The sequence below is a fragment of the Streptomyces sp. NPDC048392 genome (assembly GCF_043200575.1).
In the GTDB taxonomy this organism is placed as follows: domain Bacteria; phylum Actinomycetota; class Actinomycetes; order Streptomycetales; family Streptomycetaceae; genus Streptomyces.
Map to the genome: position 1 here is coordinate 140895 of NZ_JBICYB010000015.1, position 24958 is coordinate 165852.

Here is a 24958-nt window from a genome sequence, read left to right on the forward strand (position 1 = left end):
GGCTCAGACCGTGCGCGCCCCCTGCGTGCGGGAGGCGGTCACCGCCCCGTCCCCGTCCTCGGGGACGGAGTCGATCTGCGTCAGATCCCGGTGGCGTGTCTCCCTGGCCACGCCCACGGCGATCAGCGTCAGCACGGCCGCGGCGATGACGTAGAGGGAGATCGGCGTCGAGCTGTCGTACTCGGACAGCAGCGCGGTGGCGATCAGCGGCGCCGGTGCGCCGGCCGCGACGGAGGCGAACTGGGCGCCGATGGAGGCCCCGGAGTAGCGCATCCGGGTCGCGAACATCTCGGTGAAGAAGGCCGCCTGGGGCGCGTACATGGCGCCGTGCAGCACCAGTCCCACGGTCACCGCGAGCAGCAGACCGCCGAAGTGACCGGAGTCGATCAGCATGAAGAACGGGAACATCCACAGCCCGACACCGGCAGCGCCCAGCAGATACACGGGACGCCGGCCGATCCGGTCCGACAGCGCGCCCCAGGCCGGGATGACCGCGAAGTGCACGGCCGAGGCGATCAGCACCGCGTTGAGCGCCGTCTGCTTGGAGACGTCGGCCGCGGTCGTGGCGTAGACGAGGATGAAGGCCGTGATGACGTAGTAACTGATGTTCTCGGCCATCCGGGCGCCCATCGCGATCAGCACGTCGCGCCAGTGGTGCCGCAGCACCGAGACCAGCGGCATCGGCTCGGCCTTCGCCTTTCGCGTCTCCGCCTGGGCCAACGCCTGCTTGAAGACCGGCGATTCGTCGACGGACAGACGAATCCACAGGCCGACCATGACCAGGACACCCGAGAGCAGGAACGGTATCCGCCAGCCCCAGCTGTCGAACGCGGTGTCGGACAGCACGGCCGTCAGCAGGGACAGCACGCCGGTCGCGAGCAGCTGCCCCGCAGGCGCCCCGGTCTGCGGCCACGACGCCCAGAACCCGCGCCGCCGCGCGTCCCCGTGCTCGGACACCAGCAGCACGGCCCCGCCCCACTCACCGCCGAGGGCGAAGCCCTGGACGAGCCGCAGCACGGTCAGCAGCACGGGAGCGGCCGTACCGATGGTCGCGTGCGTGGGCAGCAGCCCGATCGCGAAGGTTGCCCCGCCCATCATCAACAGGCTCAGCACCAGCAGCTTCTTGCGCCCGAGCCGGTCACCGTAGTGTCCGAACACCAGGGCCCCCACTGGGCGCGCGGCGAACCCCACGGCGTACGTCAGGAACGACAGCAGCGTGCCGACCAGCGGGTCGGAGTCCGGGAAGAACAGCTTGTTGAAGACGAGAGCGGCGGCGGAACCGTAGAGGAAGAAGTCGTACCACTCGATGGTGGTGCCGATGAGGGACGCGGCGACGACGCGCCTGAGGCTGTTCGGGGCCGGCGGAGCGGTTGCGGGCGACGACATCGGCACCACTTCCTGGGGATCTGCGGGGACGGTCGGGTGTCGCCATACCGTAGGAACGGCCAGGCGAGACGCGTATGTGGCGAGGCACCATAGTTTGGCGGCGAGCTATGCGCGCCGTCCCCATTCGTGCTCGTGGCGACGGCATGGCCGTCGTGGGTGGCTGGGCCGAGGCGCTGGCACCGGACGCGCGTGTCGCCGCGCGTGCCGGGTCGGCCCGCAGGGGCACGGCACGCGCGGCCGATGCCGGCCGAGGGCCGGTTCCGGATCGGAGGGTGGTCCGGTGCCCTGACCGGGCCCGGCATCGACACCAGGTTGACGCGTCGTACTCCCTCCACGACACCTGGGACGTCGACGAAGCGTACGCGGCGCGGAACGACGGGCACGATCGTCGACAGCCTCCGGCTCCACGCGGACGTGCCCGGGGAGGACGTCGTGCCGGTGGCCTTCGAGGCGGCCACGGAGAACCGGTGGGCGGCCGGCCGGGGCGTCGGCCCCGCGACCGGTTACGACGAGCGCATGGCCGACGTATCCGCCGACCCGGTCCGGTGGCGGAGCCCGCGGATCCCCGTCACGGACCCGCGCCGCCGGGCCCCTTCGGATCCTCGCCCGGCGGCGCCGTGCTCTGCCGTACGACGAGATGGGTCGCCAGCTCGATGCGCCGGCCCGCCCGGCCGGGCTCGTCCGGGCGGAAGAGCATGCGGGTGGCCTCCTCGGCCATGTGCCGCAGCGGCTGGTGGACGGTGGTCAGCGGCGGGCTCGACCACTGGGCCAGCGGCACGTCGTCGTAGCCGACGACCGAGAGGTCCTGCGGCACGCGCAGTCCCCGGATCCGGGCCGCCTCCAGCACGCCGAGTGCCTGGAGGTCGCTGCCAGCGAAGACCGCCGTCGGCCGGCCGGGACCGGCGAGCAGGTCCATGCCGTGCTCGAAGCCGCTCTGCACGTGGTACTCGCCGTACCGGACCAGCGCCGGGTCGATCGGCAGCCCCGCCATGGTCATCGCCGAGCGGTAGCCGTCGAGACGGGCCATCGAGCACAGCATGTCCTCGAACCCGGTGATGATCGCGACGCGTTCGTGTCCGTGGTCGGTGAGATGGCGGGTCGCCGCCAGGCCTCCCGCCCAGTTGGCGGAGCCCACGGAAGGGACGTCGGGGTCGGGGTCGCCGGCCGGGTCGACGATGACGAAGGGGATGTCCCAGGAGCGGAGCCGTTGCTTGACCTCCGCGGGGAGCGACGAGAAGACCAGCACGACGCCCAGCGGCCGGCGCCTGAGCACACCTTCGATCCAGTCCGGCGCGGGCGCGTGCCGGGTGCCGCTGCGGGTGAGCACCACGTCGGTCCGGTTGGCCCCGGCGACGTTCTCGACGCCCCGGACCAGTTCCATCGCCCAGACGCTGTCCAGCTCGTGGAAGACGAGTTCGACCAGCGGCGAGCGCGGTGGGCTCGGGGTGCGGCGGCGGTAGCCGTGCACCTCCAGAAGCTGCTCGACCCTGGCCCGGGTGTTACTGGCGACATCCGAACGACCGTTGAGGACCTTCGAAACTGTCGGAGGGGAGACCCCCGCCTCTCTCGCCACCTCGGCCAGGGTGACCCTCGCTCCCACCTCAATTCCACCGTGCATGCAGGCAGGATAGGCCATGCGATCGATAACGTTTTGAGTCGGCGCCCGCACGCCCATTGACCGGAAATCACGTCTCACTTTACTGTCCGACCAGCATGGACTTTCGGTGTTGATGCCGAAACTTTCGAGAGGCGAACGATGAAGACACGTGCGCGCTTGCCCAGACTGGTCGCCACCGGCGCGACGCTCGCCCTGGCGCTGAGCCTGTCAGCCTGCGGTGACGGGAACGGCGGGGCGTCGTCGGACGACGGCAAGATCCATGTCCTGGTCTACGGGGACGCCACCAACAAGGTCGAGAAGCGGATCATCGACAAGTTCAACAAGACGTCCGATGTCAAGGCCGTCCTCGACACCATCCCCGGTGCCGACTACCAGCAGAAGCTCCAGACGATCATCAGCACCCCGCAGGCCCCGGACGTCTTCTTCAACTGGGGCGGCGGCAGCATCAAGCCGTTCGTCAAGGCCGATCTGCTGTTGCCGCTGGACGACTTCATCAAGAAGAACCCGGACCTCAAGAGCAAGTTCCTGCCGTCCGTCTTCGACAACGCCGTCGTCGACGGCAAGCCGTACGGTATCCCGATGCGCGGCACCCAGCCGGTCCTGCTCTTCCACAACAAGGCGGTCCTCGACGGGGCGGGCGTCGAGCCGCCGAAGACCTGGGACGAACTGCTCGACGCGGTCGGGAAGCTGAAGGACGAGGGCGTCACCCCCATCGCGCTCGGCGGCGGTGACGTCTGGCCCACCCAGATGTGGTTCCAGTACCTCTACGACCGCATAGCCGGACCGGAGCTGTTCGCGAAGGCCGTCGGGGGCGACAAGAGCGCCTGGGAGAGTGCGGACAGCAAGAAGGCCCTGGACATGATCAGGGAGCTCGTCGACTCCGGCGCCTTCGGCAAGAACTACGACTCCGTCAAGTACACCAACGGGGGCTCGGTGCAGCTGGTGGCCTCGGGCAAGGCGGGCTTCGAGCTGATGGGCTCCTGGTACTTCTCCCAGCAGCTGACGGACCACAAGGACTTCGCCGAGAAGGACCTCGGCTACAGCGCCTTCCCGACCGTCGAGGGCGGCAAGGGCGACCCGGCCAACGTCGCCGGCAACACCAACAACTACTACTCGGTGATGAAGAAGACCAAGCATCCCGAGGCCGTCGCCGAGTTCCTGAAGCTCATGTACTCCGACGAGTTCGTCAAGGCGCAGCTGGACATCGGCAACCTGCCGACCACGACCAACACGGACAAGTTCATCGACGGCTCGGGCACCCCCGAGTACTCGCGCTTCCAGTACGACCTCGTCGCCGACGCCCCGTCGTTCCAGCTGTCGTGGGACCAGGCGTACCCGCAGAAGGCGAGCTCGGACATGCACAAGGCCATCCAGCAGTTCTTCAACGGACAGCTCGACACGGACGGCTTCATCAAGGCCATGCAGGCCCTCCCGACCGAGTGACGAACGGCTCATGACCACACAGATCACGAGCGCCCGGCCCGCCGCCGGACCCCGCAAGGGGTCCCGGCGGCGGCCGCCCGCCTCGTCCACGACGAAGGTTGGCCGCCCCGGCTTCGCCTGGGCGCTGCCCGCCGCAGTGTTCTTCGCCCTCTTCGCGATCGTCCCGCTGATCATGGTGGCGGTGCTGTCCTTCATGAGCTGGGACGGGATCAGCTCGCCCGAGTTCGTCGGCACGGACAACTGGTCGCGCCTCATCGACGACCCGGTGATGCTCAAGAGCATCTGGCTGACCCTGCTGCTGACCGTGCTCGGCGTGCTCCTGCAGACCCCGCTGAGCATCCTGCTCGGCGTCTGGGCCGCCGGTCACCAGCGCAACCGCGCCGTCCTCTCGGTCATCTACTTCGTCCCGCTGCTGCTGTCCGCGACGGCCGTGTCCGTGCTGTGGCGGGCGCTGCTCGACCCGAACTTCGGCATCCCGGCCGAGGCCACCTGGCTGTTCGGCGACGGCAACCTGTTCGGCGAACAGGCCACCGCCATCGGGGTGCTGGCGTTCGTCAGCACCTGGCAGTTCACCCCGTTCCACACGCTGATCTACCAGGGCGCCGCCCGAGCGGTCCCGCAGATGCTGTACCAGGCGGCGGAGATCGACGGGGCGGGCCGCTACCGGCAGTTCTTCCACATCACACTGCCGCAGCTGCGCACCTCCATGATCACCTCGATGATCCTGATGATCGTCGGCGGCCTGACCACGTTCGAGACGGTCCTCATCCTGACCCAGGGCGGCCCCGGCACCGACACCACCATCAGCGCCTACTACATGTACGACAAGGCGTTCAGGAGCTTCGACTACGGCACCGGCTCCGCGATCGCCCTCGCCCTGGTCGTCGCGGCCACGGTCATCTCGCTGATCGTCGTCCGGGTCTCCGGCTACGACAAGATGCGCAGTTCCATGGAGGGTGTGTCATGAGGCGCCGACCGAACTACGTGGCCGGCGCCGGCTCGCTCTTCTGGCTCGTCCTGGTCGGCCTGCCGCTGTACGTGATGCTCGCCGCGACCCTGCGCACCCGCCAGGACTACGCCGAGAACGGCCCGGTCTCGATCCCGGACAGCTTCACGCTGGACAACTACACCGGCGCCTTCGACTCCGGCTTCGGCCAGTACTTCCTCAACACACTCGTCGTCACCGCCTGTGTGATCGGCATCGTCCTGCTGCTGGTCCCGCCGCTCGCCTACGCGATCGTCCGCAGCCGCGGCCGGACCACGTCGGCGATCTTCCGGCTGTTCCTGCTCGGCCTCGCCATCCCGGCCCAGGCCGTGATCGTGCCGATGTTCTACCTGATCAGCGAAGCCGGGCTGTACGACAACCTCCTCGGTGTCATCCTGCCCACGGCCGCGTTCTGCCTGCCGATGTCCGCGCTGATCCTCAGCGGCGCGATGCGCGACATCTCGCCGGAGCTGTACGAGGCCATGGCCATGGACGGTGCGAGCCCGCGGCGCATGTTCTTCCAGCTCGTCGTGCCGCTGTCCCGCGGCGGACTGTCCACGATCGTGGTGTTCTCCGCGCTCCAGGCGTGGAACGGCTTCCTGTTCCCGCTCGTCCTGACCCAGTCCGACTCCACCAAGGTGGTCACGCTGGGTCTGTACAACTTCCAGACCGCGCACGGCATCGACATCCCCGGTCTGCTGGGAGCCGTGGTGCTGTCCATGGTGCCCATCCTGCTCGTCTACCTGTTCGCCCGTCGCGCCCTGGTCCAGGGGCTGATGGGTGTCGGAGGAAAGTGACCGCCAACGTGGCCGTAGAGACCACCCCCGAAATCCCCCTCTGGAACGACCCCACCCACCCCGTCGCCACCAGAGTCGACGCACTCATCGGTGCGATGACCCTCGAGGAGAAGATCGCCCAGCTCTACGGAGTATGGGTCGGCGCCTCCGACAAGGGCGGCGAAGTGGCCCCCCACCAGCACGACATGGAGGAGGCGGTCGACCTCGACGCGCTGGTGCCCGCCGGCCTCGGCCAGCTCACGCGCCCCTTCGGCTCCGTGCCCGTCGACCCCGCGCTCGGCGCGCTCTCCCTCATGCGCACCCAGGCCCGCATCACCTCGGCGAACCGCTTCGGCATCCCCGCCGTCGCACACGAGGAGTGCCTGGCCGGCTTCGCCGCCTGGGGCGCCACCGCCTACCCCGTTCCGCTGTCCTGGGGCGCCACCTTCGACCCGGACGCGGTGCGCCGGATGGCAGCCGCCATCGGCCGCGACATGCGGTCCGTGGGCGTCCACCAGGGCCTCGCGCCCGTCCTCGACGTGGTCCGCGACGCCCGCTGGGGCAGGGTGGAGGAGACCATCGGAGAGGACCCCTACCTCGTCGGCACCATCGGTACCGCCTATGTGCGGGGCCTGGAGTCCGCCGGCATCATCGCCACCCTCAAGCACTTCGTCGGTTACTCCGCCTCCCGCGCCGGCCGCAACCTCGCCCCCTCCTCCGTGGGCCCGCGCGAACGCGCCGACGTCCTGCTGCCCCCCTTCGAGATGGCGATCCGCGAGGGCGGTGCCCGCTCGGTGATGCACGCGTACACCGACACCGACGGTGTGCCGGCCGCGGCCGACGAGACGCTGCTGACCGGGCTGCTGCGCGACACCTGGGGCTTCGAGGGCACCGTCGTCGCCGACTACTTCGGCATCGCCTTCCTCAAGACCCTGCACGGCATCGTCGCCGACTGGGCCGGCGCCGCGGGTGCCGCGCTCGAAGCGGGCGTCGACATCGAGCTGCCCACGGTCAAGACGTTCGGCGCGCCGCTCGTCGAAGCGGTGACCGAGGGACGTGTCCCGGAGGCGCTCATCGACCGGGCGCTGCGCCGCGTGCTCGGCCAGAAGGCGGCGCTCGGACTGCTCGACCCGGACTGGAGCCCGGTACCGGCCGCGCTCGACGGCGTCGACCTGGACGATCCGGAAGCGCTGCGCGGCAGGATCGACCTGGACCGGCCCGAGAACCGGGAACTGGCCCGCGAGGTCGCCGAGAAGTCGGTCGTCCTGCTCACCAACGACGGCACCCTGCCGCTCGCCCGGCCCCGCCGCATCGCCCTGGTCGGCCCCAACGCCACCGAGGCGACGGCCGTACTGGGCTGCTACTCCTTCCCGCGGCACGTCGGCGTGCAGCACCCGGAGGTCCCGGTGGGCATCGACCTGCCGACCCTGCGCGACACCCTGGCCGCCGAGTTCCCCGACGCGGACATCACCGTCGCCCGCGGCACCGGAGTCGACGACGGTGAGCTGTCCGGCATCGGCGAGGCGGTGGACACGGCCCGCGAGGCGGACATCGTCGTCGCCGTCCTCGGCGACCGCGCGGGCCTGTTCGGCCGTGGTACCAGCGGTGAGGGCTGCGACGCCGAGTCCCTCGCCCTGCCCGGCGCCCAGCAGCAGCTTCTCGACGCGCTGCTCGACTGCGGCAAACCGGTGGTCACCGTGCTGCTCGCCGGCCGTCCCTACGCCCTGGGCCGGGCCGTGGCCGAGTCCGCCGCGATCGTGCAGTCGTTCTTCCCCGGCGAGGAGGGCACCGCCGCGATCGCCGGTGTGCTCAGCGGGCGCACCGGTCCCACCGGCAGGCTGCCCGTGAGCGTGCCCGGCGGAGCCGGTGCCCAGCCGACCACCTATCTCGGGGCGCGGCTCGCCCACGCCAGCGAGGTGTCCAACATCGACCCGACGCCCGCCTTCGGCTTCGGGCACGGGCTCACCTACACCACGTTCGCCTGGAGCGACCTCGTGGTGCACACCGAGGAGGCGCCCACCGACGGCGAGTTCTCGCTGGAACTGACCGTCCGCAACACCGGCGAACGGCACGGCACCGAGGTCGTACAGCTCTATCTGCACGACCCGGTCGCCTCCGTCGTCCAGCCGGTACAGCGTCTCGTCGGCTACACGCGGGTGCCGCTGGCGCCGGGCGAGGCCCGCCGGGTGCGCGTCGAGGTGCCCGCCGACCTGGCCTCGTTCACCGGCCGCGACGGCCGCCGCGTCGTCGAGCCGGGCGGCCTGGAGCTGCGGCTCGCCGCGTCCAGCACCGCCCCGCTCCTGACGGCGACGGTCGCCCTCACCGGTCCGGAGCGCCGGGTCGACCACAGGCGGCGGCTGCACGCGGTGTTCACGCAGGAGGCGGCCGCGGGCGCCTGAGCCGCCGGCGGTACGACGGGCGGTGGTCCCGGGGCACGGTACCCGGCACCACCGCCGGGTGAAGGCAGGCTCAGTGGACGACGTCGAAGACGTTCTTCTGCAGGCCGTTGGCGTAGGCCTCGTGCTCGACGAGCCTCAGCTTCTGGGCGTCCTTGTCCGTGGCGCTGAACAGCCGCTTGCCCGCACCGAGGAGGAGCGGGAACACCAGCAGGTGGTAGCGGTCGATCAGGCCGGCGTCCGAGAGACCGTGGTTCAGGGCGGCACTGCCGTGGACGATGACCGGGCCGCCCTCGGTCTCTTCAGTGCGGCGACCTCGTCGAGCGAGCGCAGGATCGTCGTCTCGCCCCAGTCCGCCGCCAGGCCGTCCTCGGTGAGGGTGGTGGAGACGACGTACTTCGGCATCGTCCGGTATGCGGCGAACTCCGTCATGTCGGGCCACACCGGGCTGAACGCCTCGTAGCTCACCCGGCCCAGCAGCATAGCCGCGGCTTCGCCCTGCTCCCGGCCCTTGATCTCGAACGCCTCGGGGAGGAAGTCCACGTGGGTGAAGGTCCACCCGGAGTTCCGGTAGCCGGGCTCGCCGCCGGGGGCCTCCACGACACCGTCGAGCGAGACGAACGCAGTGCTGATCAGAGTACGCATGGGGGTTCCTCAACGTTTGGCGTCCGGTCCGTGTACCCCTTCGACCCGGGGCCGGGGAGAAACTCATCGGTCCTGGCCACGACGCCTGTGCGCGCGTCCACGGGCGGCACCGGTTCATCCGCTGGACGGCCGGTCCCGGCCGGTGGAGGGGTGCGCCCGCAGCGCGTCGAGTGCGTGCAGGGCCACGTGGAGTTCGGTGCGCTGCTCGCCGGACTCCAGGTCGCGGCCGAGCAACCGCTCGATGGTGCGCAGCCGTTGGTAGACGGTCTCCCGGGACAGGCCGCAGGCGCGGGCGGCCGCGGTCTTGTTGCCCGCGGCGTCCAGATAGCCGCGCAGGGTCGGCACGAGACCGGTGCCGTGCCGGGCGTCGTGGTCGAGAAGCGGGCCCAACTGCCGTTCCGCGTAGTCCTGGACGCGGAGATCGTCGCGCAGGGCGAAGAGCAGGCGACGCAGGCCGATGTCGGACCGTTCGTGGAAGGAGCGGCCGGGCGGGAGCAGCCGGCCGGGTTCGGTGGCCTCGGCCACCCGGGCCGCCTCGCGGAACGAACGGGCCACACCGGCGAGGTCGTCGGCCGGCGGGCCGACGCTCACGGCCGCATCCGGGGCCGCGCCAAGGGCGGTCCGGCTCAGCCGCTCGACGGCTTCGCGCCACGGCCGGGACGGGCGCAGCGCCAGCAGCACGCCGAGGCGGGTGGGGGACAGGAGCCCGACGAGGGCCCGCGCTCCCGTCGTCGCCGGCTCCTCGGCGAGGCGGGTCTCGGCGGCCGCGGTGTCCTCCTCGGACGGCAGGTCCGCGAGGACGGCGACGAAGCGGGCGTGCTCCACGGGCAGCCCCAGGGCCGCGACGCGGGCCCGAGCGTCCGCGGGGGAGCGGTGACGCTGCTCCACCAGATCGCGCAGCGCGTTGCGGTGGGCGGTGCGTTCCCAGGGCGTGGGGTGGGTGAGACGGGCGATGGTGAGCGCCATCGCGGTCCGCTCCAGCACCGTAACGTCCTCGGGTCCGAAGGCCCGGCCGGGGAGCATGACCACCCGGCCCCACCTCTCGCCCTGGTACTCCACCGGGGCCGTGAGCCAGCACTCGGGCCCCGCCACCCCGGCGCGGTCGGTGGCCGGTGTGGTGCGCGAGCGCCGTTCCCACTGCGCGAGCGCGGCCTGAGCCGTGGCCCCGGACGGCTCGCAGACCAGCGCCCGGTGGACCAGGTTCTCCAGCACGACCGTGCGGCCGCTCATCTCCGCCCCGGCCCGCAGGACCTCCTCGGGTCCCGCGCCCCGCAGGGTGAGGGCGGTGAACGCCTCGTGGACGCGCTGGGTCCGGCGCATCGCCTCCGCCTGGTGGCCGAGGATCAGGGTGTGGACGACCTGGGTGACCTCCAGGAAGTTGACGTCCCTGGCGAGAGTGACGAGCGGCAGGCCGCGCGCACGGCAGGCCTGGACCAGGGCGTCGGGCGGCCGGTGGTAGCGGCGTACCAGCTCGATGACCAGGGCGGCGGCACCGACGGCGGCGAGTTCGTCGACGTAGCGGCGGACTCCGGCCGGGTCGTCGGGCAGGGGCATGCCGGTGGTGAGGACGAGTTCGCCGCCCTTGAGGAAGGAGGCGGGGTCCGTCAGTTCGGTGATGTGGACCCAGCGGACCGGACGGTCGACGGACTCCTCGCCGGTGACCACCCGCGGACCGCCCCCGGCCAGGACCGGCAGGGCCAGGATGTCGGCCACCGTGGGCGAGCGGCCCGCCGGGCCCTGCTGCCGGTTCTCGCTCACGGTGCCTCCCTGCCGCGCCCTGGTCACTCTGACAAGCCTCGCTGACCTGTGCAAGAGCGCTCGGGGCGCGGCGGGGGCGCGGGCGGGCGGTGCCGGGTGCGCCGAACGGCTGACACATCGTCCGGACACCGGGCCAGGGCCGGACAGATCACGCGTTGCGGGACCTGCCGCGACGGGAAGGCTGGGGGCACCGCAGGAGACCGACGAGCAGGCCGGGAGACGAGCATGACCGCACTGTCGCCGCACCTTCGCCAGGCCACCCCCGTGGTGGCGGTCCGGGGCGAGGGGGTCCACATCCACGGCGAGGACGGCCGCCGCTATCTGGACTTCACCGCGGGCATCGGCGTCACCAGCACCGGACACTGCCACCCGAGGGTCGTGGCCGCCGCCCAGGAGCAGGTGGGGACCCTGGTCCACGGCCAGTACACGACCGTCATGCACCAGCCGCTGCGGCGTCTGGTCGACAAGCTCGGCGAGGTGCTCCCGGCCGGCCTGGACAGTCTGTTCTTCACCAACTCAGGCAGCGAGGCGGTCGAGGCCGCGCTCCGGCTGGCCCGCCAGGCCACCGGCCGTCCCAACGTCCTGGTCTGCCACGGTGGATTTCACGGCCGCACGGTGGCGGCCGCCTCCATGACCACCTCCGGAACGCGCTTCCGGTCCGGATTCTCACCGCTGATGAGCGGCGTGGTCGTCACCCCCTTCCCGACGGCCTTCCGCTACGGCTGGGACGAGGAGACCGCCACCCGCTTCGCCCTGCGGGAACTCGACTACACCCTCCAGACGATCTCCTCACCCGCCGACACGGCCGCCGTCGTCGTCGAGCCGGTCCTGGGCGAGGGCGGGTACGTACCGGCGAACCGCGCCTTCCTGCAGGGCCTGCGGGAGCGGGCCGACCGGCACGGCTTCCTGCTGATCCTGGACGAGGTGCAGACCGGGGTGGGCCGCACCGGCCGGTTCTGGGGCCACGAGCACTTCGGCGTCAGCCCCGACATCCTCGTCACCGCCAAAGGCCTGGCCAGCGGCTTCCCGCTGTCCGGCATCGCCGCCCCCGAGGAGCTGATGCGCAAGGCCTGGGCGGGCTCGCAGGGCGGGACCTACGGCGCCAACGCGGTCGCCTGCGCGGCCGCCTGCGCCACGCTGGACGTCGTGCGCGACGAGAAGCTCGTCGAGAACGCCGGGACGATGGGCGCCCGGCTGCGCCACGGACTGGAGGCGGTGGCGGCCCGGACACCGGCCGTCGGCGACGTCCGGGGCATGGGGCTGATGCTGGCGAGTGAGTTCGTCACCGCGGACGGCGAGCCGGACCCCGGGACCGCCGCCCGGGTGCAGCGGGCCGCCGTCGACGAGGGACTGCTCCTCCTGCTCTGCGGGGCCTGGAACCAGGTGGTGCGGATGATCCCGGCACTGGTGATCGACGAGACGGCCGTGGACGAGGGACTCCGGGCGTGGGCCGCGGCCGTCGAGGCCGGTACGTCGGGAGCGGCGGGCCGGTGACGCCCGCCGCGCGGCGCCCGGCGACCCGGACCGCACAGACGACACATCGGCCGATCAGGAGGGACCCCATGACCGACACCCCCACACAGCTGTTCGTCGGCGGTTCCTGGGTGGACGCCGCGGACGGCGCCGTGATGCCCGTGGACGATCCGGCGACCGGCGAGATCCTGTGCCACGTCGCCGACGCGGGACCCAAGGACGCCCGGCTCGCCGAGGAGGCGGCGGTCCAGGCCCAGGAGGAGTGGGCCCGGACGGCGCCGAGGGCGCGCAGCGAGATCCTGCGCCGCGCGTACGAGATCCTCCTGGAGCGCACGGACGAGCTCGCGCACCTGATGACCTCCGAGATGGGCAAGCCGCTGGCCGAGGCCAGGGGCGAGGTCGCCTACGCCGCCGAGTTCCTCCGCTGGTTCTCCGAGGAGGCCGTCCGGATCGACGGTGGCCACGGCGTCCTGCCGGACGGACGCAACCGCATGCTGCTCTCCCGGCGTCCGGTCGGACCCTGTCTGCTGATCACCCCGTGGAACTTCCCGCTCGCCATGGGCACCCGCAAGATCGGCCCCGCGATCGCGGCCGGCTGCACGATGGTGCTCAAGCCGGCTCCCCAGACCCCGCTCTCCGGCCTGGCCCTCGCGGCGACCCTGAAGGAGGCGGGCCTGCCCGACGGCGTGCTGAACGTCGTCACCACCTCCCGGGCGGGGGAGGTGTGCGAACCGCTTCTGCGTGGCGGGCGGCTCCGCAAGCTGTCCTTCACCGGTTCGACGGCTGTGGGGCGGCTGCTGCTGGCACAGTGCGCGGACACGGTCGTGCGGACCTCGATGGAGCTGGGCGGCAACGCGCCGTTCGTCGTCTTCGACGACGCCGACCTGGACACGGCCGTGGACGGCGCCATGGTCGCCAAGATGCGCAACATGGGCGAGGCCTGCACCGCCGCCAACCGCTTCTTCGTGCACCGCTCGGTGGCCGAGGAGTTCGCGGACCGGCTGGCCCGGCGGATGGGGGCACTCGTGATGGGGCCCGGCGCCGGTGACGGCGTCGACGTCGGCCCGCTCATCGACGCGGCCGGGCGCGCCAAGGTCGAGGACCTGGTCGCCGACGCGGTGGAGCGGGGTGCCCGGGTGCTGGTCGGCGGCCGCACGCCCGAGGGGCCCGGCTGCTTCTACCCGCCCACGGTGCTCACCGACGTCTCTCCGGACAGCCGTCTGACGGGGACGGAGATATTCGGCCCCGTGGCGGCGATCCTCACGTTCGAGGACGAGGACGAGGTCGTGCGCCGGGCCAACGACACCCCCTGGGGGCTCGTCGGCTACGTCTTCACCAAGGGCCTGGACCGCGCCCTGCGGGTCAGCGAACGCCTGGAGGTCGGCATGGTCGGCCTCAACACCGGCCTGGTGTCCAATCCCGCCGCGCCCTTCGGCGGCGTCAAGCAGTCGGGTCTGGGCCGGGAGGGCGGCAGGGCGGGGATCGAGGAGTTCCTGGAGTACCAGTACGTGGCGATGCCGGCCCGGTGACGAGGGACGCTTTGCATGGTCATGCGTAATCATGCATACTCTTCCTATGTCCAAGGTCCTCACCTCCCTCCCCACCGGCGAGCGCGTCGGTATCGCCTTCTCGGGCGGCCTCGACACCTCGGTCGCGGTCGCGTGGATGCGTGACAAGGGCGCCGTCCCCTGCACGTACACCGCCGACATCGGCCAGTACGACGAGCCCGACATCGCCTCGGTGCCCGACCGTGCGAAGGCCTACGGCGCCGAGGTCGCGCGCCTGGTCGACTGCCGCGCGGCGCTGGTCGAGGAGGGTCTGGCCGCGCTCACCTGCGGGGCGTTCCACATTCGCTCGGGCGGGCGGGCCTACTTCAACACCACGCCGCTCGGCCGCGCCGTCACGGGCACCCTGCTCGTGCGGGCGATGCTCGAGGACGACGTCCAGATCTGGGGCGACGGCTCCACGTTCAAGGGCAACGACATCGAGCGGTTCTACCGGTACGGCCTGCTCGCCAACCCACAGCTCAGGATCTACAAGCCGTGGCTGGACGCGGACTTCGTGACCGAGCTGGGCGGCCGCAAGGAGATGTCGGAGTGGCTGGTCGCCCACGACCTCCCCTACCGGGACTCCACGGAGAAGGCGTACTCCACCGACGCCAACATCTGGGGCGCCACCCACGAGGCCAAGACGCTGGAGCACCTCGACACCGGCGTGGAGACCGTGGAGCCCATCATGGGCGTGCGGTTCTGGGACCCGTCGGTCGAGATCGCCGCCGAGGACGTGACGATCGGCTTCGACCAGGGCCGCCCGGTGACGGTCAACGGCAAGGAGTTCGCCTCCGCCGTCGACCTGGTCATGGAGGCCAACGCCATCGGCGGCCGGCACGGCATGGGCATGTCGGACCAGATCGAGAACCGCATCATCGAGGCCAAGAGCCGCGGCATCTACGAGGCGCCCGGCATGGCCCTGCTGCACGCGGCGTACGAGCGGCTGGTCAACGCCATCCACAACGAGGACACCCTCGCGCAGTACCACAGCGAGGGGCGGCGCCTGGGCAGGCTCATGTACGAGGGCCGCTGGCTCGACCCGCAGTCGCTGATGATCCGCGAGTCGCTGCAGCGCTGGGTCGGCTCGGCGGTCACCGGCGAGGTCACGCTGCGGCTGCGGCGCGGTGAGGACTACTCGATCCTCGACACCACCGGACCCGCGTTCAGCTACCACCCGGACAAGCTCTCCATGGAGCGTACCGAGGACTCCGCGTTCGGTCCGGTGGACCGGATCGGCCAGCTCACCATGCGCAACCTCGACATCGCCGACTCGCGCGCCAAGCTGGAGCAGTACGCCGGGCTCGGTCTGATCGGCAGCGCCAACCCCGCCATCGGCGCCGCCCAGGCCGCCGCGACCGGGCTGATCGGCGCCATGCCGGAGGGCGGTGCCCAGGCCATCGCCTCCCGCGGCGAGGTCTCCGCCGACGACGAGCTGCTGGACCGCGCCGCGATGGAGTCCGGCACGGACTGACCGTCCCCCGGGGGGACCCCGCACCGGAAGGGGCCGGCTCGATGCCTGAGGGCATCGGGCCGGCCCTTCTTGTTTCCTCACCTCGTGTATGACTTGCGCGCCTTGCGAGCTTCGAACAGCCCATTCCTCCCCCCGTGCTCCTGGATTGCCAGTTCAAGTGCTGCGCAAGCACGTGGTAAGCGACGCAAGCCGTTTGCGCATCAACTCGCGCCTCTACCGCGACGGTTGACAAACAGGTGACGCGCTAGAAACCTGATGACGCACTTTCCGCAAAGAATCGACTGTACCGCTCAATTGGCGCGCAGAGTCGGTGTTTCCCTCCTGCTTGCCGGACCGTCGCGCCCGCTCCCCGACTCCCCACCGAACAGAGGACCCCCATGAGACGGAGATCTCTCGGCCGGCGGACGCTCACGGGCGCCGTCGTCGCCGGGCTGTTGACGGTCGGGCTGCTGCCGCTTCCGTTCGCCGCCACCGCGCAGGCGGCGACGGCGCCGGTCACGGCCGCCGCCGACGTCAACCTGGCCCTCGGCCGCCCGGCCAGCGCGGGCGGCTCGCACGGCGCCTACCCGGCGGGCAACGCCACCGACGGACAGCAGGCCACCTACTGGGAGGGGCCGGCCGGCTCCTTCCCGCAGTGGCTGCAGGTCGACCTCGGCGCCGCACGCGACATCGACCGGGTGGTCCTCAAACTGCCCGCCGGCTGGGAGAGCCGGACCCAGACGCTCTCGTTGAGAGGCAGCACCGACGGCTCCACCTTCCGCACCCTCGACGCCTCGGACGGACGGGCGTTCACCCCGGCACAGGCGGGCACCGTCGCCGTCGACCTCGACTCCCCCTCCGAGGCCCGCTACGTCCGCGTCGACGTCACCGGCAACACCGGCTGGAACGCCGCACAGCTGGCCGAGCTGGAGGTGTACGGCGACGACGCCGACACCGGCCCGCCGCCCACCGGCACCAACCTCGCCCGCAACAAACCCGCCGAGGCCACCTCGACGACCCAGAACTACGTCGCGGCCAACGCCACCGACGACTCCACCTCCACCTACTGGGAGGCCGCCGGCCACCCGGCCGACCTCACCGTCAAGCTCGGCGCCGACGCGGACGTCACCGGTGTCGTGGTCAAGCTCGACCCGGATCCGGTGTGGTCCGCCCGCACCCAGAGCATCCAGGTGTCCGGCCGCGCCCAGGGCGAGAGCGACTTCACCCCGCTGCGCGACCGCGCCGACTACGCCTTCAGCCCGGGCCGGGACAACGCGGTGACCATCCCGGTCGGCGGCCGGGTCTCCGACGTACGGCTCCGCTTCTTCTCCAACACCGGCGCGCCCGGCGGCCAGGTCGCCGAGTTCCAGGTCCTCGGCACCGCGGCGCCCGCGCCCGATCTCACGGTCACCGGCCTCGACTGGTCGCCCGCCGCGCCCTCCGAGCGCGACGAGGTCACCGTCGGCGCCACCGTCCGCAACGCCGGCACCGCACCCTCGGCCGCCACCACCACCGAGGTCACCGTGGAGGGCACGGCGGCCGGCAGCGCTTCGGTCCCCGCGCTCGACCCCGGCGAGTCCGCCGAGGTCGCCGTCTCCACCGGCACCCACACGGCCGGCAGCTACGCGGTCGCCGCCGTGGTCGACCCGCGTGACACCGTCGCCGAACTGGACGACACCAACAACAGCCGCGCCGCCACCGACCGGCTGGTCGTCGGCCGGGCCCCCGGACCCGACCTCGAGGTGCGCTCCATCACCACCGACCCGGCCGACCCGGCGGTGGGCGCGAAGGTCTCCTTCACCGTCGCCGTCCACAACCGCGGCACCAGTGCGGCCGAGGCGGGCTCCGTGACCCGGATCCAGGCCGGCTCCACCACCCTGAACGGCACGACCGGACAGGTGGCGGCCGGCGCCACGGTGAACGTGCCGGTCAGCGGCACCTGGACCGCGGCCGGTGGCGGGGTCACGCTCACCGCCACCGCCGACGCCACCTCGGTGGTCACCGAGACCAACGAGAACAACAACGTGCTCGCCAAGTCCCTCGTCGTCGGACGCGGCGCCGCCGTGCCGTACACCGAGTACGAGGCGGAGGACGGCCGTTACGACGGGACGCTGCTCACCACCGACGCCGAGCGGACCTTCGGACACACCGACTTCGGCACCGAGTCCTCGGGCCGCCAGTCCGTCCGGCTCGACTCCGGCGGCGACTACGTCGAGTTCACCTCCACCACACCCACCAACTCCATCGTGGTGCGCAACTCCGTCCCCGACGCCCCCGGCGGCGGTGGGACCGAGGCCACCATCAGCCTCTACGCCGACGGCGAGTTCGTGCAGAAGCTGAACCTGTCGTCCAAGCACAGCTGGCTGTACGGCAACACCGACGACCCCGAGGGACTCACCAACCGGCCCGGCGGCGACGCGCGGCGGCTGTTCGACGAGTCCCACGCGCTGCTGGACCGGACCTTCCCGCAGGGCACCGAGTTCCGCCTCCAGCGCGACGCGGGCGACACGGCCGCCTTCTACGTCATCGACCTGATCGACCTGGAGCAGGTCGCGCCGCCCAAGGAGAAGCCGGCCGACTGCACCTCCATCACCGAGTACGGGGCCGTCCCCGGCGACGGGCTCGACGACACCGACGCCGTCCAGCGCGCCGTCACCGACGACCAGAACGGCCGGATCGACTGCGTGTGGATCCCCGCCGGGCAGTGGCGCCAGGAGCAGAAGATCCTCACCGACGACCCGCAGAACCGCGGCCAGTACAACCAGGTCGGCATCCGCGACGTCACCGTCCGCGGCGCCGGCATGTGGCACTCCCAGCTCTACGCCCTGACCCCGCCGCACGAGGCCGGCGGCATCAACCACCCGCACGAGGGCAACTTCGGCTTCGACATCGACGACAACACCCGGATCTCCGACATCGCCATCTTCGGCTCGGGCACCATCCGCGGCGGCGACGGCAACCAGGAGGGCGGCGTCGGCCTCAACGGCCGCTTCGGCAAGGACACCGAGATCACCAACGTGTGGATCGAACACGCCAACGTGGGCGTCTGGGTAGGCCGCGACTACGCGAACATCCCCGAGCTGTGGGGCCCCGGCGACGGCCTGCGGTTCACGGGGGTGCGCATCCGCGACACCTACGCCGACGGCATCAACTTCGCCAACGGCACCCGCAACTCCACCGTCTACAACTCGTCCTTCCGCAACACCGGTGACGACTCGCTCGCGGTGTGGGCCAGCAAGTACGTCAAGGACACCTCCGTGGACGTCGGCCACGACAACCACTTCCGCAACAACACGATCCAGCTGCCGTGGCGGGCCAACGGCATCGCGGTGTACGGCGGTCACGGCAACACCATCGAGAACAACGTCATCTCCGACACCATGAACTACCCCGGCATCATGCTCGCCACCGACCACGACCCGCTGCCCTTCTCCGGGCAGACCCTCATCGCAGGCAACGCCCTGCACCGGACGGGCGGCGCGTTCTGGGGCGAGGCGCAGGAGTTCGGCGCCATCACCCTCTTCGCGCAGGGCCGGGACATCCCCGGCGTGACCATCCGGGACACCGAGATCCTCGACTCGACCTACGACGGCATCCAGTTCAAGACGGGAGGCGGTGCGATGCCAAACGTGAGGATCGACCATGTCCGCATCGACAGGTCGAACAACGGCTCCGGCATCCTCGCGATGGGCGGCGCCCGGGGCAGCGCCACCCTGACCGACGTCACGATCACCAACTCGGCCGAGGAGGACGTGCGGATCGAACCCGGCTCCCAGTTCAGGATCGACCAGTAGGCACCCGGCCCGCCCGGCCGCCCGGCGACACGTGGCACGCCCGTGTCGCCGGGCACCGTGCCGCCCTCACGTCCCCTGCCCCGCGCCCGGCGTGCGGGCGTCCCGCGCGCCCCGGATCCGGCCCGGTGACCGTTCGACCGGGACGCGGTCGTCGTCCTTGAGGCGTTCGGCGTTCAGCTCGTCGACCGCGCCGAGCGCGTCGCCGATCGTCGCGTAGTCCACCGCGATGAAGTTGACCGGTCGGCCGCGCTGCCGCTCGCAGTTGTGCGCCCGCTCCAGCACCCGCTGGCGCGAGTTGACGACCCCGGCGTCCAGCCGCAACCCGCCGTTCGCGGTGACGAAGTGGTTCAGCAGGAACAGCCGCTTGTCGGAGCCGCCGCGGTTGGGCACACAGGACATCTCGTCCGGGCTGCGGAAGGCGAAGGGCGTCTCCATGCCGTACCGGTAGAGGTTCCGGTACCAGGGTGCGGGTCCGTCCGCCTTCTCCGCGAAGACGACCAGCCGCCGGCCGCTGTCGATCATGTCCCCGAGCTTCGGCCAGGGGCGGTCCGGGTCGGTGTCCGGCTCGTACAGCAGACCGGACAGTCCGGCCCGGATGAACGCACCCTGGGTCGTCACCGAGTCCACGCCGTCCTGGAGGATCAGCGTGACGACCTCCGTCGGGTTGTCCCGCAGCCACTCACCGATCTGCCGCAGGGCAGGAACCAGTTCGAGGGCCCCGGCACCGCACACCGAGTGACACAGCCAAAGGCCCGGGTGGGGCGGGTTCACCCGCTCCAGGATTCCGGTCAGCCGACGGCGCTCGGCCGGGGAGAAGTCCGAGGTGCTCAGCCGCTCCGCGACCTCCTCGGCCCGCTCCCAGCGGTGGGTGTCGAGGAGCAGGACGCGCACCCCGGCGTCGAGCTGCCCGACGATGTCCGGGTCCTGCAGGGGGCCGATGAACCGGTCGGCCGTCGTCGCCATCGCGTTGTGCGAAGCGAGCTGGGCGATCTCGTCGTAGCGGGCGTCGCACAGGTCGGCGCTGCCCTGGCAGATGCGCGGGGAGGAACCGGTGATCGCCACCGGCGCCAGCATCGTCCCGACCAGGGCGAGGGCCGTGACGGCGAAGGTCAGCGCCGGAACGTGCCGGGGATCGGTGAGGACCGGCACACTGGGCCGGGTCTGCCAGGCCCAGGCGACGGTGATCAGCAGGGCCCCCGCGGCCAGCAGGATCACCGCGACGACGACGGCGGTGGTGAGCAGCCGGTCCAGAGCGGCGGCCTGGACGTCGGCGAGCAGGCCCGACGCCGCCGGTGGCCACGACGGCGGGGCGCCGAACAGCGCGTCGCCCAGCGTGAGCCGCAGCAGGAGCACCGTGAGCGCCATCAGCGAGGCGGCGGCCGCCGGCACCCAGCCGAGTGGCATCAGCCGGCGCCTGGCGGGCGAGGGCGTGGAGAGCCACAGCAGGGTGAGCGCGGCGGCGCACAGCACGGCCGCCGCCGGCTCCACCACCTCCTGGAAGAGCCGGGTGACGGAGCGGGCACGGTTCAGCGGAGCCAGCGCCTCGGTGTCGGGATCGATGTCGACGGTCACGACCCACGTGCCCTGCCGCGCCTCCCGCAGCAGCTCCTCGGCGGCGGCCCGGACCCGGTCGGTCAGGGCGGCCGGGGCGATCGCGGCCAGGGCCGAGGCCACGTCGCCCCGGTCCAGCGCCGTCCGCACGGTTGATCCGATGCCGTCGTGCTCGGGGCCGTCGGGCACCAGCCGCATCAGCGCGTCGGTGGCCGTCACCGCCTGGCTGTGCGACAGCGGCAGCGTCGGCAGTTCGTCCAGCGGCGCCTCACCGGCCACCACCCGCGCCACCAGTTCGGACAGGCGTTGCACAAAGGCCTGGTAGTCCGGTTCGGACCGCTGCTGCAGCGCGGCGACGGCATCACCGAAGTAGGCCTGGCTGAGCCGTTCGACGTTCGCGACGACGGGTTCCAGATCGACCGTGATCCGCAGCCGGTCGCGGTCGCCCTCCAGGTAGTGGACCATCTCCGTGATCTGGCCCTCGCCCATGGTCCGCAGCGTCTCCGGCGGGATCACCACCTTGAGGTTCGAGGTGATGGTCGACTGCGGAACCGGCAGCCGGTCAAGCAGGTCGATGGTGAACGGCGTACTGCCCGGGTCCACCAGCACCTCGTCGTAGAAGCGCTGGTAGGCCCGCTCGTCCTCCAGCACCTGGCCGTAGAACTGGGGATCGAGCACCGTACTGCGGACGACGGCCGCCGCGGCCAGGACGGTCAGGCTCAGTACCGCCACACACCAGACCAGTACCTCGACCCAGGGCGAGCGCCGAACCAGTGCGTCCATGGAACCATTCTCGTATCGGCCGACCGCCGAGCCGCACGGCTCGCGGCAGGGAGTGCCATGACACGCATGCCCCGGTCAGGGCCGGCCGATACCCGTCAGCCTCCGCTCGTGACCTCCGGCGGGTCGGCCCTCTCCCGCGGACGGACGCAGTGCCACCGACGGCCCCCGTCACTCCGCCGCCGGAAAGGCGGTGGCGCAGGTGCCGTCCGCTTCCGGCAGCGGGCGCGGAAGGGGCAGCCGGACGGCGGGCTGGTGGCCGGCGGCACCGGGCCGCGCAGGACGGTCCGTCCGGAGCGCTCCAGCAGGCTCAGACCCCCAAGGACCGGTGCCTTCGCGCACGGGGAGGGAGACGCCACAGACCCGCGCGGACCCGCCCTCCTCGACCACCCGGCCCAGACAGGCACCGCGCCGCGGTCCGCCGGACGGCGCACCGTCCGCGCGTGTCGGTGCGGGCGCGGATCCTCGGTCTGCTGACGGATCTGCGCGTCCGGCGGCCCGGCCGGGTCATGGCCGACGTGCCGGCGCTCGGCGAGGGCCGCGCCGCCGCCGGCCACGGCCCGGCACGCGCGCGGGGGAGGGCGGCGGAGTCCGTGTCCCACCGCCCCCTGGCGCGCGCTCGCGGTACTCGCCTCGCGGATCAGACCGCCGGAGCCGGGTACGTCGGGTACTCCACCCCGGAGCGGGCCTGACCTGCGTCGAGTGAGCCAAAGGCTGCTGCGACCTGGTGTTTAAGTGTTTCCGGGTGTTTCTCGATGTTCCGCGATCTTTCACGCGGAAACCCCCTGAGAACCCCCCGTGGCAGAGGGAACTCCCTAAGAACTCCCTCGGATCACCCTCCCAGGTAGGGCTCTGAGCTGCGAAAATAGTAGCCCCCTGCGTCATACGGCGACGCAGAGGGCTTCCTCCCGTCGTAGCGGGGGTATGGTGCCGTATCGCCTTCTCACAGGTGCGGCACGGCCCGCCCGTCGGCAGAAGCTCGGGCTGACCGGCGCCGGTGGTGGCTTCCTCGTGCGCGGTCCGGCGGCCGTGGGAGACCCAGCTCATGCTGCCTGCCCGACAGTACGTGCACCCGGCTACCTGGGCCTGCCAGTCGTACCAGGTGGTGAGCCAGTTGTACCGGACCCAGTAGCAGCCGGAGCAGCCCGCGGGGTCACGTCGAGCGCTTGCAGGTCAGTGGCGGCCGGGCCTGCCAGCCTCTCCGACCGGTCGGCCTTCGAGACCCGAGACGATCCCGCCTCGACGGCCCCCTCAGCGAGGCAACCCAGGAAGCAGCCGCGCTCGGCTCCCCATGGCGCGCTGCCGCCGCCCACATGAGCCACGCACTCGTCACGATGTACTCTACGGACAGCATCGACGCCGCGCGGCGCCTCGTAGACGCCGTCGTGCGCACCGAGCGTACCGGGGAATCGACGCTGATGCGGGCCCGCGCGCACGCCCTGCCAGCCGAGATCGCCGCCCGGGCCGGACAAGGACGCCAGGCTGAAACAGTACTCGGGCTGGCCTGGTACGACAGGGAAGCCACCCACACCGACGCCCCGGCACCCACCAGCTTTCCGGCCGGCCACCTCCTCGGCTTCGAGGGCATGTGCGAGCTGTACGTCGGTGTGCGGCCAAGGCGCATGATCGGTTCGCCCTATCCGCTGCGGACCTAAGCCTGCCCCGCGAGGTCGTTCAGCGCGCGATCGTCACAACCGCCCAGGCCCTCGCCCGGATCCGCCTGGGTGAGCCCCAGTCGGCCGCCGAGCTGTTCCACGAGTGCGTGGCCGCCGCCTCTACCACCGGTGGCCGGGTGCCGGCGCTCTGGATGCGGCAGGCCCGCAAGAAACTGCGGCCGTTGCGACGCGAGGAGTGGGTGGCCGATCTCGACGACCACCTTATGGACGTACTCGGGGCTTGATGTCAGTGCCGCCCCGTACGCTTAAATCATGCCCCCGACGTCCGCTCACCCTGGCCCCGCACGGCCTGCCGCCGCGGTGAACGATGACATCCGACAGCTGATGCTGCGCGCCGGCGGTCGACTGAGGGAAGAGGATCGGGAGGTCTACCGGCGGCTCGTCGTCGAATGGGCGCTCGCCATACGGGACGAGGTAGTGGAAGCAGCCTGACGCTCAGGACGTAATGACGAGCACATCGTGGATTTGCTCCCTCAGTTCCCGCCCTGGCCGCGTGTCCGCGAACGGATCGGCCTCCTGGTCCAACTCGCCGAGCCGGTCACCCACCCGCGGGGAACCGAGCAGCTTTCAGCAGTTGGAGACAGCGCTTAGTCTCCTCGGTACTCCCTCAACCCCACCGGCAAAGAGGTGGGTCCGCGCCAGGCCGAGGTGATCGAAGGCCTGGGAGCGGCGGCGGTGGAGGTCGGGCCGGGCAGCCAGCGCTGTTGCACGAGACCCTCCGAGCGGTACACCCGCGCGGTCCGGCTGGCGCTGTCGAGATGCCTTGCAGTAGTCTGGTGAGTCATGCCCAGCGTGGCGCTCAGCTCAGCAAGATCAAAGAACGTGATGTACGCGGGCTGATCGTCGGCATTGATCCGTTCGAAGGTCCTGCACTCGGCTGGCAGCAGTGTCGCTCTCCGCCGGATGCCGAAGGATTGTCTGGAACTGGGACTCCAGCGCTGCAAGCATCGAGACGGTGGCGGAAGTCATCTGCCAGCGGGCACCGTACTGCGCCAGCACCACCAGTTCGAGAGTCTCCTCCATGTGTCCGAGATCGGACAACTGGTGAGCCATACACTGCAGAATGTGCGCACCAAGCGCCTGGTCCTTGGCCTCGGTCAACGCGTGCAGAGCAGCGGCGAAGGTGGGCTAGAGCGTGTCTCTTTGACGGGTTGATCAGTTGATCGGATGTGTCTGTCCGGTTGGTGATCACTGATGCGATGTGGGCCCGGATCGAGCCGCTGATGCCGGCCGATCCAGTCCGTGGACGACGGTGGGCCGACCACCGCCGGACCCTGGAAGCGATCGCGTGGAAGTACCGCACCTGCTCACCCTGGCGCGACCTGCCAGAAGAACTCGGCTCCTTTCAAACCGCGCACAAACGCCTGATCAGGTGGGCTATGGACGGGACTTGGCAACAGGTCTTCACTGCGGTTCTTGCAATGGCTGATGCCGATGACGACGTGGGCTGGACGGTCTCCGTGGACTCCACCGTCTGCCGGGCTCACCAGCATTCGGCCGGAGCCAGGAAAAGGGGGCGTCCGACAGATCCGAGCCCGACGACCACGCGCTCGGACGCTCCCGCGGCGGCTTGAGCACGAAGGTCGGGACCTGTCCCCGAGTGGTGGACACCTCTGAGCCCGGCCCCGGCAGGGGCCGGGTAGGAGGGATCTCTTATGGTGATGAAGGTCTACTCGC

Annotated in this window: 17 protein-coding genes and 2 pseudogenes; 13 read left to right on the forward strand and 6 right to left on the reverse strand. The window is 71.2% G+C overall.

The annotated features are described in order from the left end of the window. Window positions 1-3: 3 nt before the first annotated feature. Together ACGFYH_RS21500 and ACGFYH_RS21505 are read right to left on the reverse strand one after the other, a co-directional pair. The gene (locus ACGFYH_RS21500) at window positions 4-1386 is read right to left on the reverse strand and encodes an MFS transporter (RefSeq protein ID WP_393804744.1); all 1383 of its coding nucleotides are present in this window, start codon (window positions 1384-1386) and stop codon (window positions 4-6) included. 568 nt (window positions 1387-1954) lie between these two features. After that, window positions 1955-3004 carry a LacI family DNA-binding transcriptional regulator gene (locus ACGFYH_RS21505; RefSeq protein WP_393804745.1) on the reverse strand — a complete coding sequence of 350 codons (1050 nt, stop codon included), beginning with the start codon at window positions 3002-3004 and terminating at the stop codon, window positions 1955-1957. Window positions 3005-3142: 138 nt separating this feature from the next. Here ACGFYH_RS21505 and ACGFYH_RS21510 point away from each other — a divergent pair, with 138 nt between their 5' ends. The 4 genes from ACGFYH_RS21510 to ACGFYH_RS21525 are packed head-to-tail and all read left to right on the forward strand — an operon-like array spanning window position 3143 to window position 8607. Continuing rightward, the gene (locus tag ACGFYH_RS21510; protein WP_393804746.1) at window positions 3143-4447 is read left to right on the forward strand and encodes an ABC transporter substrate-binding protein; all 1305 of its coding nucleotides are present in this window, start codon (window positions 3143-3145) and stop codon (window positions 4445-4447) included. Between the two features lie 10 nt (window positions 4448-4457). Then, window positions 4458-5414 (forward strand): carbohydrate ABC transporter permease, encoded by a 957-nt coding sequence (locus tag ACGFYH_RS21515; protein ID WP_393804747.1) that lies wholly within the window; start codon window positions 4458-4460, stop codon window positions 5412-5414. After that, window positions 5411-6229 (forward strand): carbohydrate ABC transporter permease, encoded by an 819-nt coding sequence (locus tag ACGFYH_RS21520; protein WP_393804748.1) that lies wholly within the window; start codon window positions 5411-5413, stop codon window positions 6227-6229. The genes ACGFYH_RS21515 and ACGFYH_RS21520 overlap by 4 nt, the downstream gene beginning before the upstream one ends. Next, complete coding sequence (locus ACGFYH_RS21525; protein WP_393804749.1) at window positions 6226-8607, forward strand: glycoside hydrolase family 3 N-terminal domain-containing protein; 2382 nt, start codon at window positions 6226-6228, stop codon at window positions 8605-8607. Before ACGFYH_RS21520 ends, ACGFYH_RS21525 begins: the two co-directional genes overlap by 4 nt. 70 nt (window positions 8608-8677) lie before the next feature. Here the strand turns inward: ACGFYH_RS21525 and ACGFYH_RS21530 are convergent. Together ACGFYH_RS21530 and ACGFYH_RS21535 are read right to left on the reverse strand one after the other, a co-directional pair. Then, window positions 8678-9249, reverse strand: a pseudogene (locus ACGFYH_RS21530) (dihydrofolate reductase family protein). A gap of 114 nt (window positions 9250-9363) precedes the next feature. Further along, a complete protein-coding gene (locus ACGFYH_RS21535; protein ID WP_393804750.1) occupies window positions 9364-11007 on the reverse strand; it encodes a PucR family transcriptional regulator in 1644 nt (547 codons plus the stop codon). A gap of 225 nt (window positions 11008-11232) precedes the next feature. On the opposite strand from ACGFYH_RS21535, the gene ACGFYH_RS21540 reads away from it, so the two are divergent. The 4 genes from ACGFYH_RS21540 (at window position 11233) to ACGFYH_RS21555 (ending at window position 19274) form a co-directional block, all read left to right on the forward strand. After that, complete coding sequence (locus ACGFYH_RS21540) at window positions 11233-12501, forward strand: aspartate aminotransferase family protein (RefSeq protein ID WP_393804751.1); 1269 nt, start codon at window positions 11233-11235, stop codon at window positions 12499-12501. A gap of 68 nt (window positions 12502-12569) precedes the next feature. Then, entirely contained in the window at window positions 12570-14009 is a 1440-nt protein-coding gene (locus tag ACGFYH_RS21545) for an NAD-dependent succinate-semialdehyde dehydrogenase (RefSeq protein ID WP_393804752.1), read from the forward strand. 46 nt (window positions 14010-14055) lie between these two features. Continuing rightward, window positions 14056-15501: an argininosuccinate synthase gene (argG, locus tag ACGFYH_RS21550; RefSeq protein WP_393804753.1), complete on the forward strand. Its 1446-nt coding sequence runs from the start codon at window positions 14056-14058 to the stop codon at window positions 15499-15501. A gap of 377 nt (window positions 15502-15878) precedes the next feature. Then, window positions 15879-19274, forward strand: a complete 3396-nt coding sequence (locus ACGFYH_RS21555) for a CARDB domain-containing protein (protein WP_393804754.1) — start codon at window positions 15879-15881, stop codon at window positions 19272-19274. A gap of 66 nt (window positions 19275-19340) precedes the next feature. Here ACGFYH_RS21555 and ACGFYH_RS21560 read toward each other — a convergent pair whose 3' ends face one another. Next, on the reverse strand, window positions 19341-21608 hold the full coding sequence (locus ACGFYH_RS21560) for a hypothetical protein (protein WP_393804755.1): 2268 nt from the start codon (window positions 21606-21608) through the stop codon (window positions 19341-19343). A 440-nt stretch (window positions 21609-22048) separates the two neighbouring features. Between ACGFYH_RS21560 and ACGFYH_RS21565 the strand changes: the two genes are divergently transcribed. The 4 genes from ACGFYH_RS21565 (at window position 22049) to ACGFYH_RS21580 (ending at window position 23713) form a co-directional block, all read left to right on the forward strand. Further along, window positions 22049-22297, forward strand: coding sequence for a hypothetical protein (locus ACGFYH_RS21565; protein ID WP_393804756.1), 249 nt, complete (start codon window positions 22049-22051; stop codon window positions 22295-22297). Window positions 22298-22918: 621 nt separating this feature from the next. Next, entirely contained in the window at window positions 22919-23260 is a 342-nt protein-coding gene (locus tag ACGFYH_RS21570; protein ID WP_393804757.1) for a hypothetical protein, read from the forward strand. A 107-nt stretch (window positions 23261-23367) separates the two neighbouring features. Next, window positions 23368-23505, forward strand: coding sequence for a hypothetical protein (locus tag ACGFYH_RS21575; protein ID WP_393804758.1), 138 nt, complete (start codon window positions 23368-23370; stop codon window positions 23503-23505). Window positions 23506-23581: 76 nt separating this feature from the next. After that, window positions 23582-23713 (forward strand): hypothetical protein, encoded by a 132-nt coding sequence (locus ACGFYH_RS21580; protein ID WP_393804759.1) that lies wholly within the window; start codon window positions 23582-23584, stop codon window positions 23711-23713. Between the two features lie 381 nt (window positions 23714-24094). Here the strand turns inward: ACGFYH_RS21580 and ACGFYH_RS21585 are convergent, their stop codons facing one another. Continuing rightward, window positions 24095-24382: a hypothetical protein gene (locus ACGFYH_RS21585; protein WP_393804760.1), complete on the reverse strand. Its 288-nt coding sequence runs from the start codon at window positions 24380-24382 to the stop codon at window positions 24095-24097. Between the two features lie 68 nt (window positions 24383-24450). On the opposite strand from ACGFYH_RS21585, the pseudogene ACGFYH_RS21590 reads away from it, so the two are divergent. Then, a pseudogene (locus ACGFYH_RS21590) lies at window positions 24451-24866 on the forward strand (IS5 family transposase); the annotation flags it as partial. Between the last annotated feature and the right edge of the window lie 92 nt (window positions 24867-24958).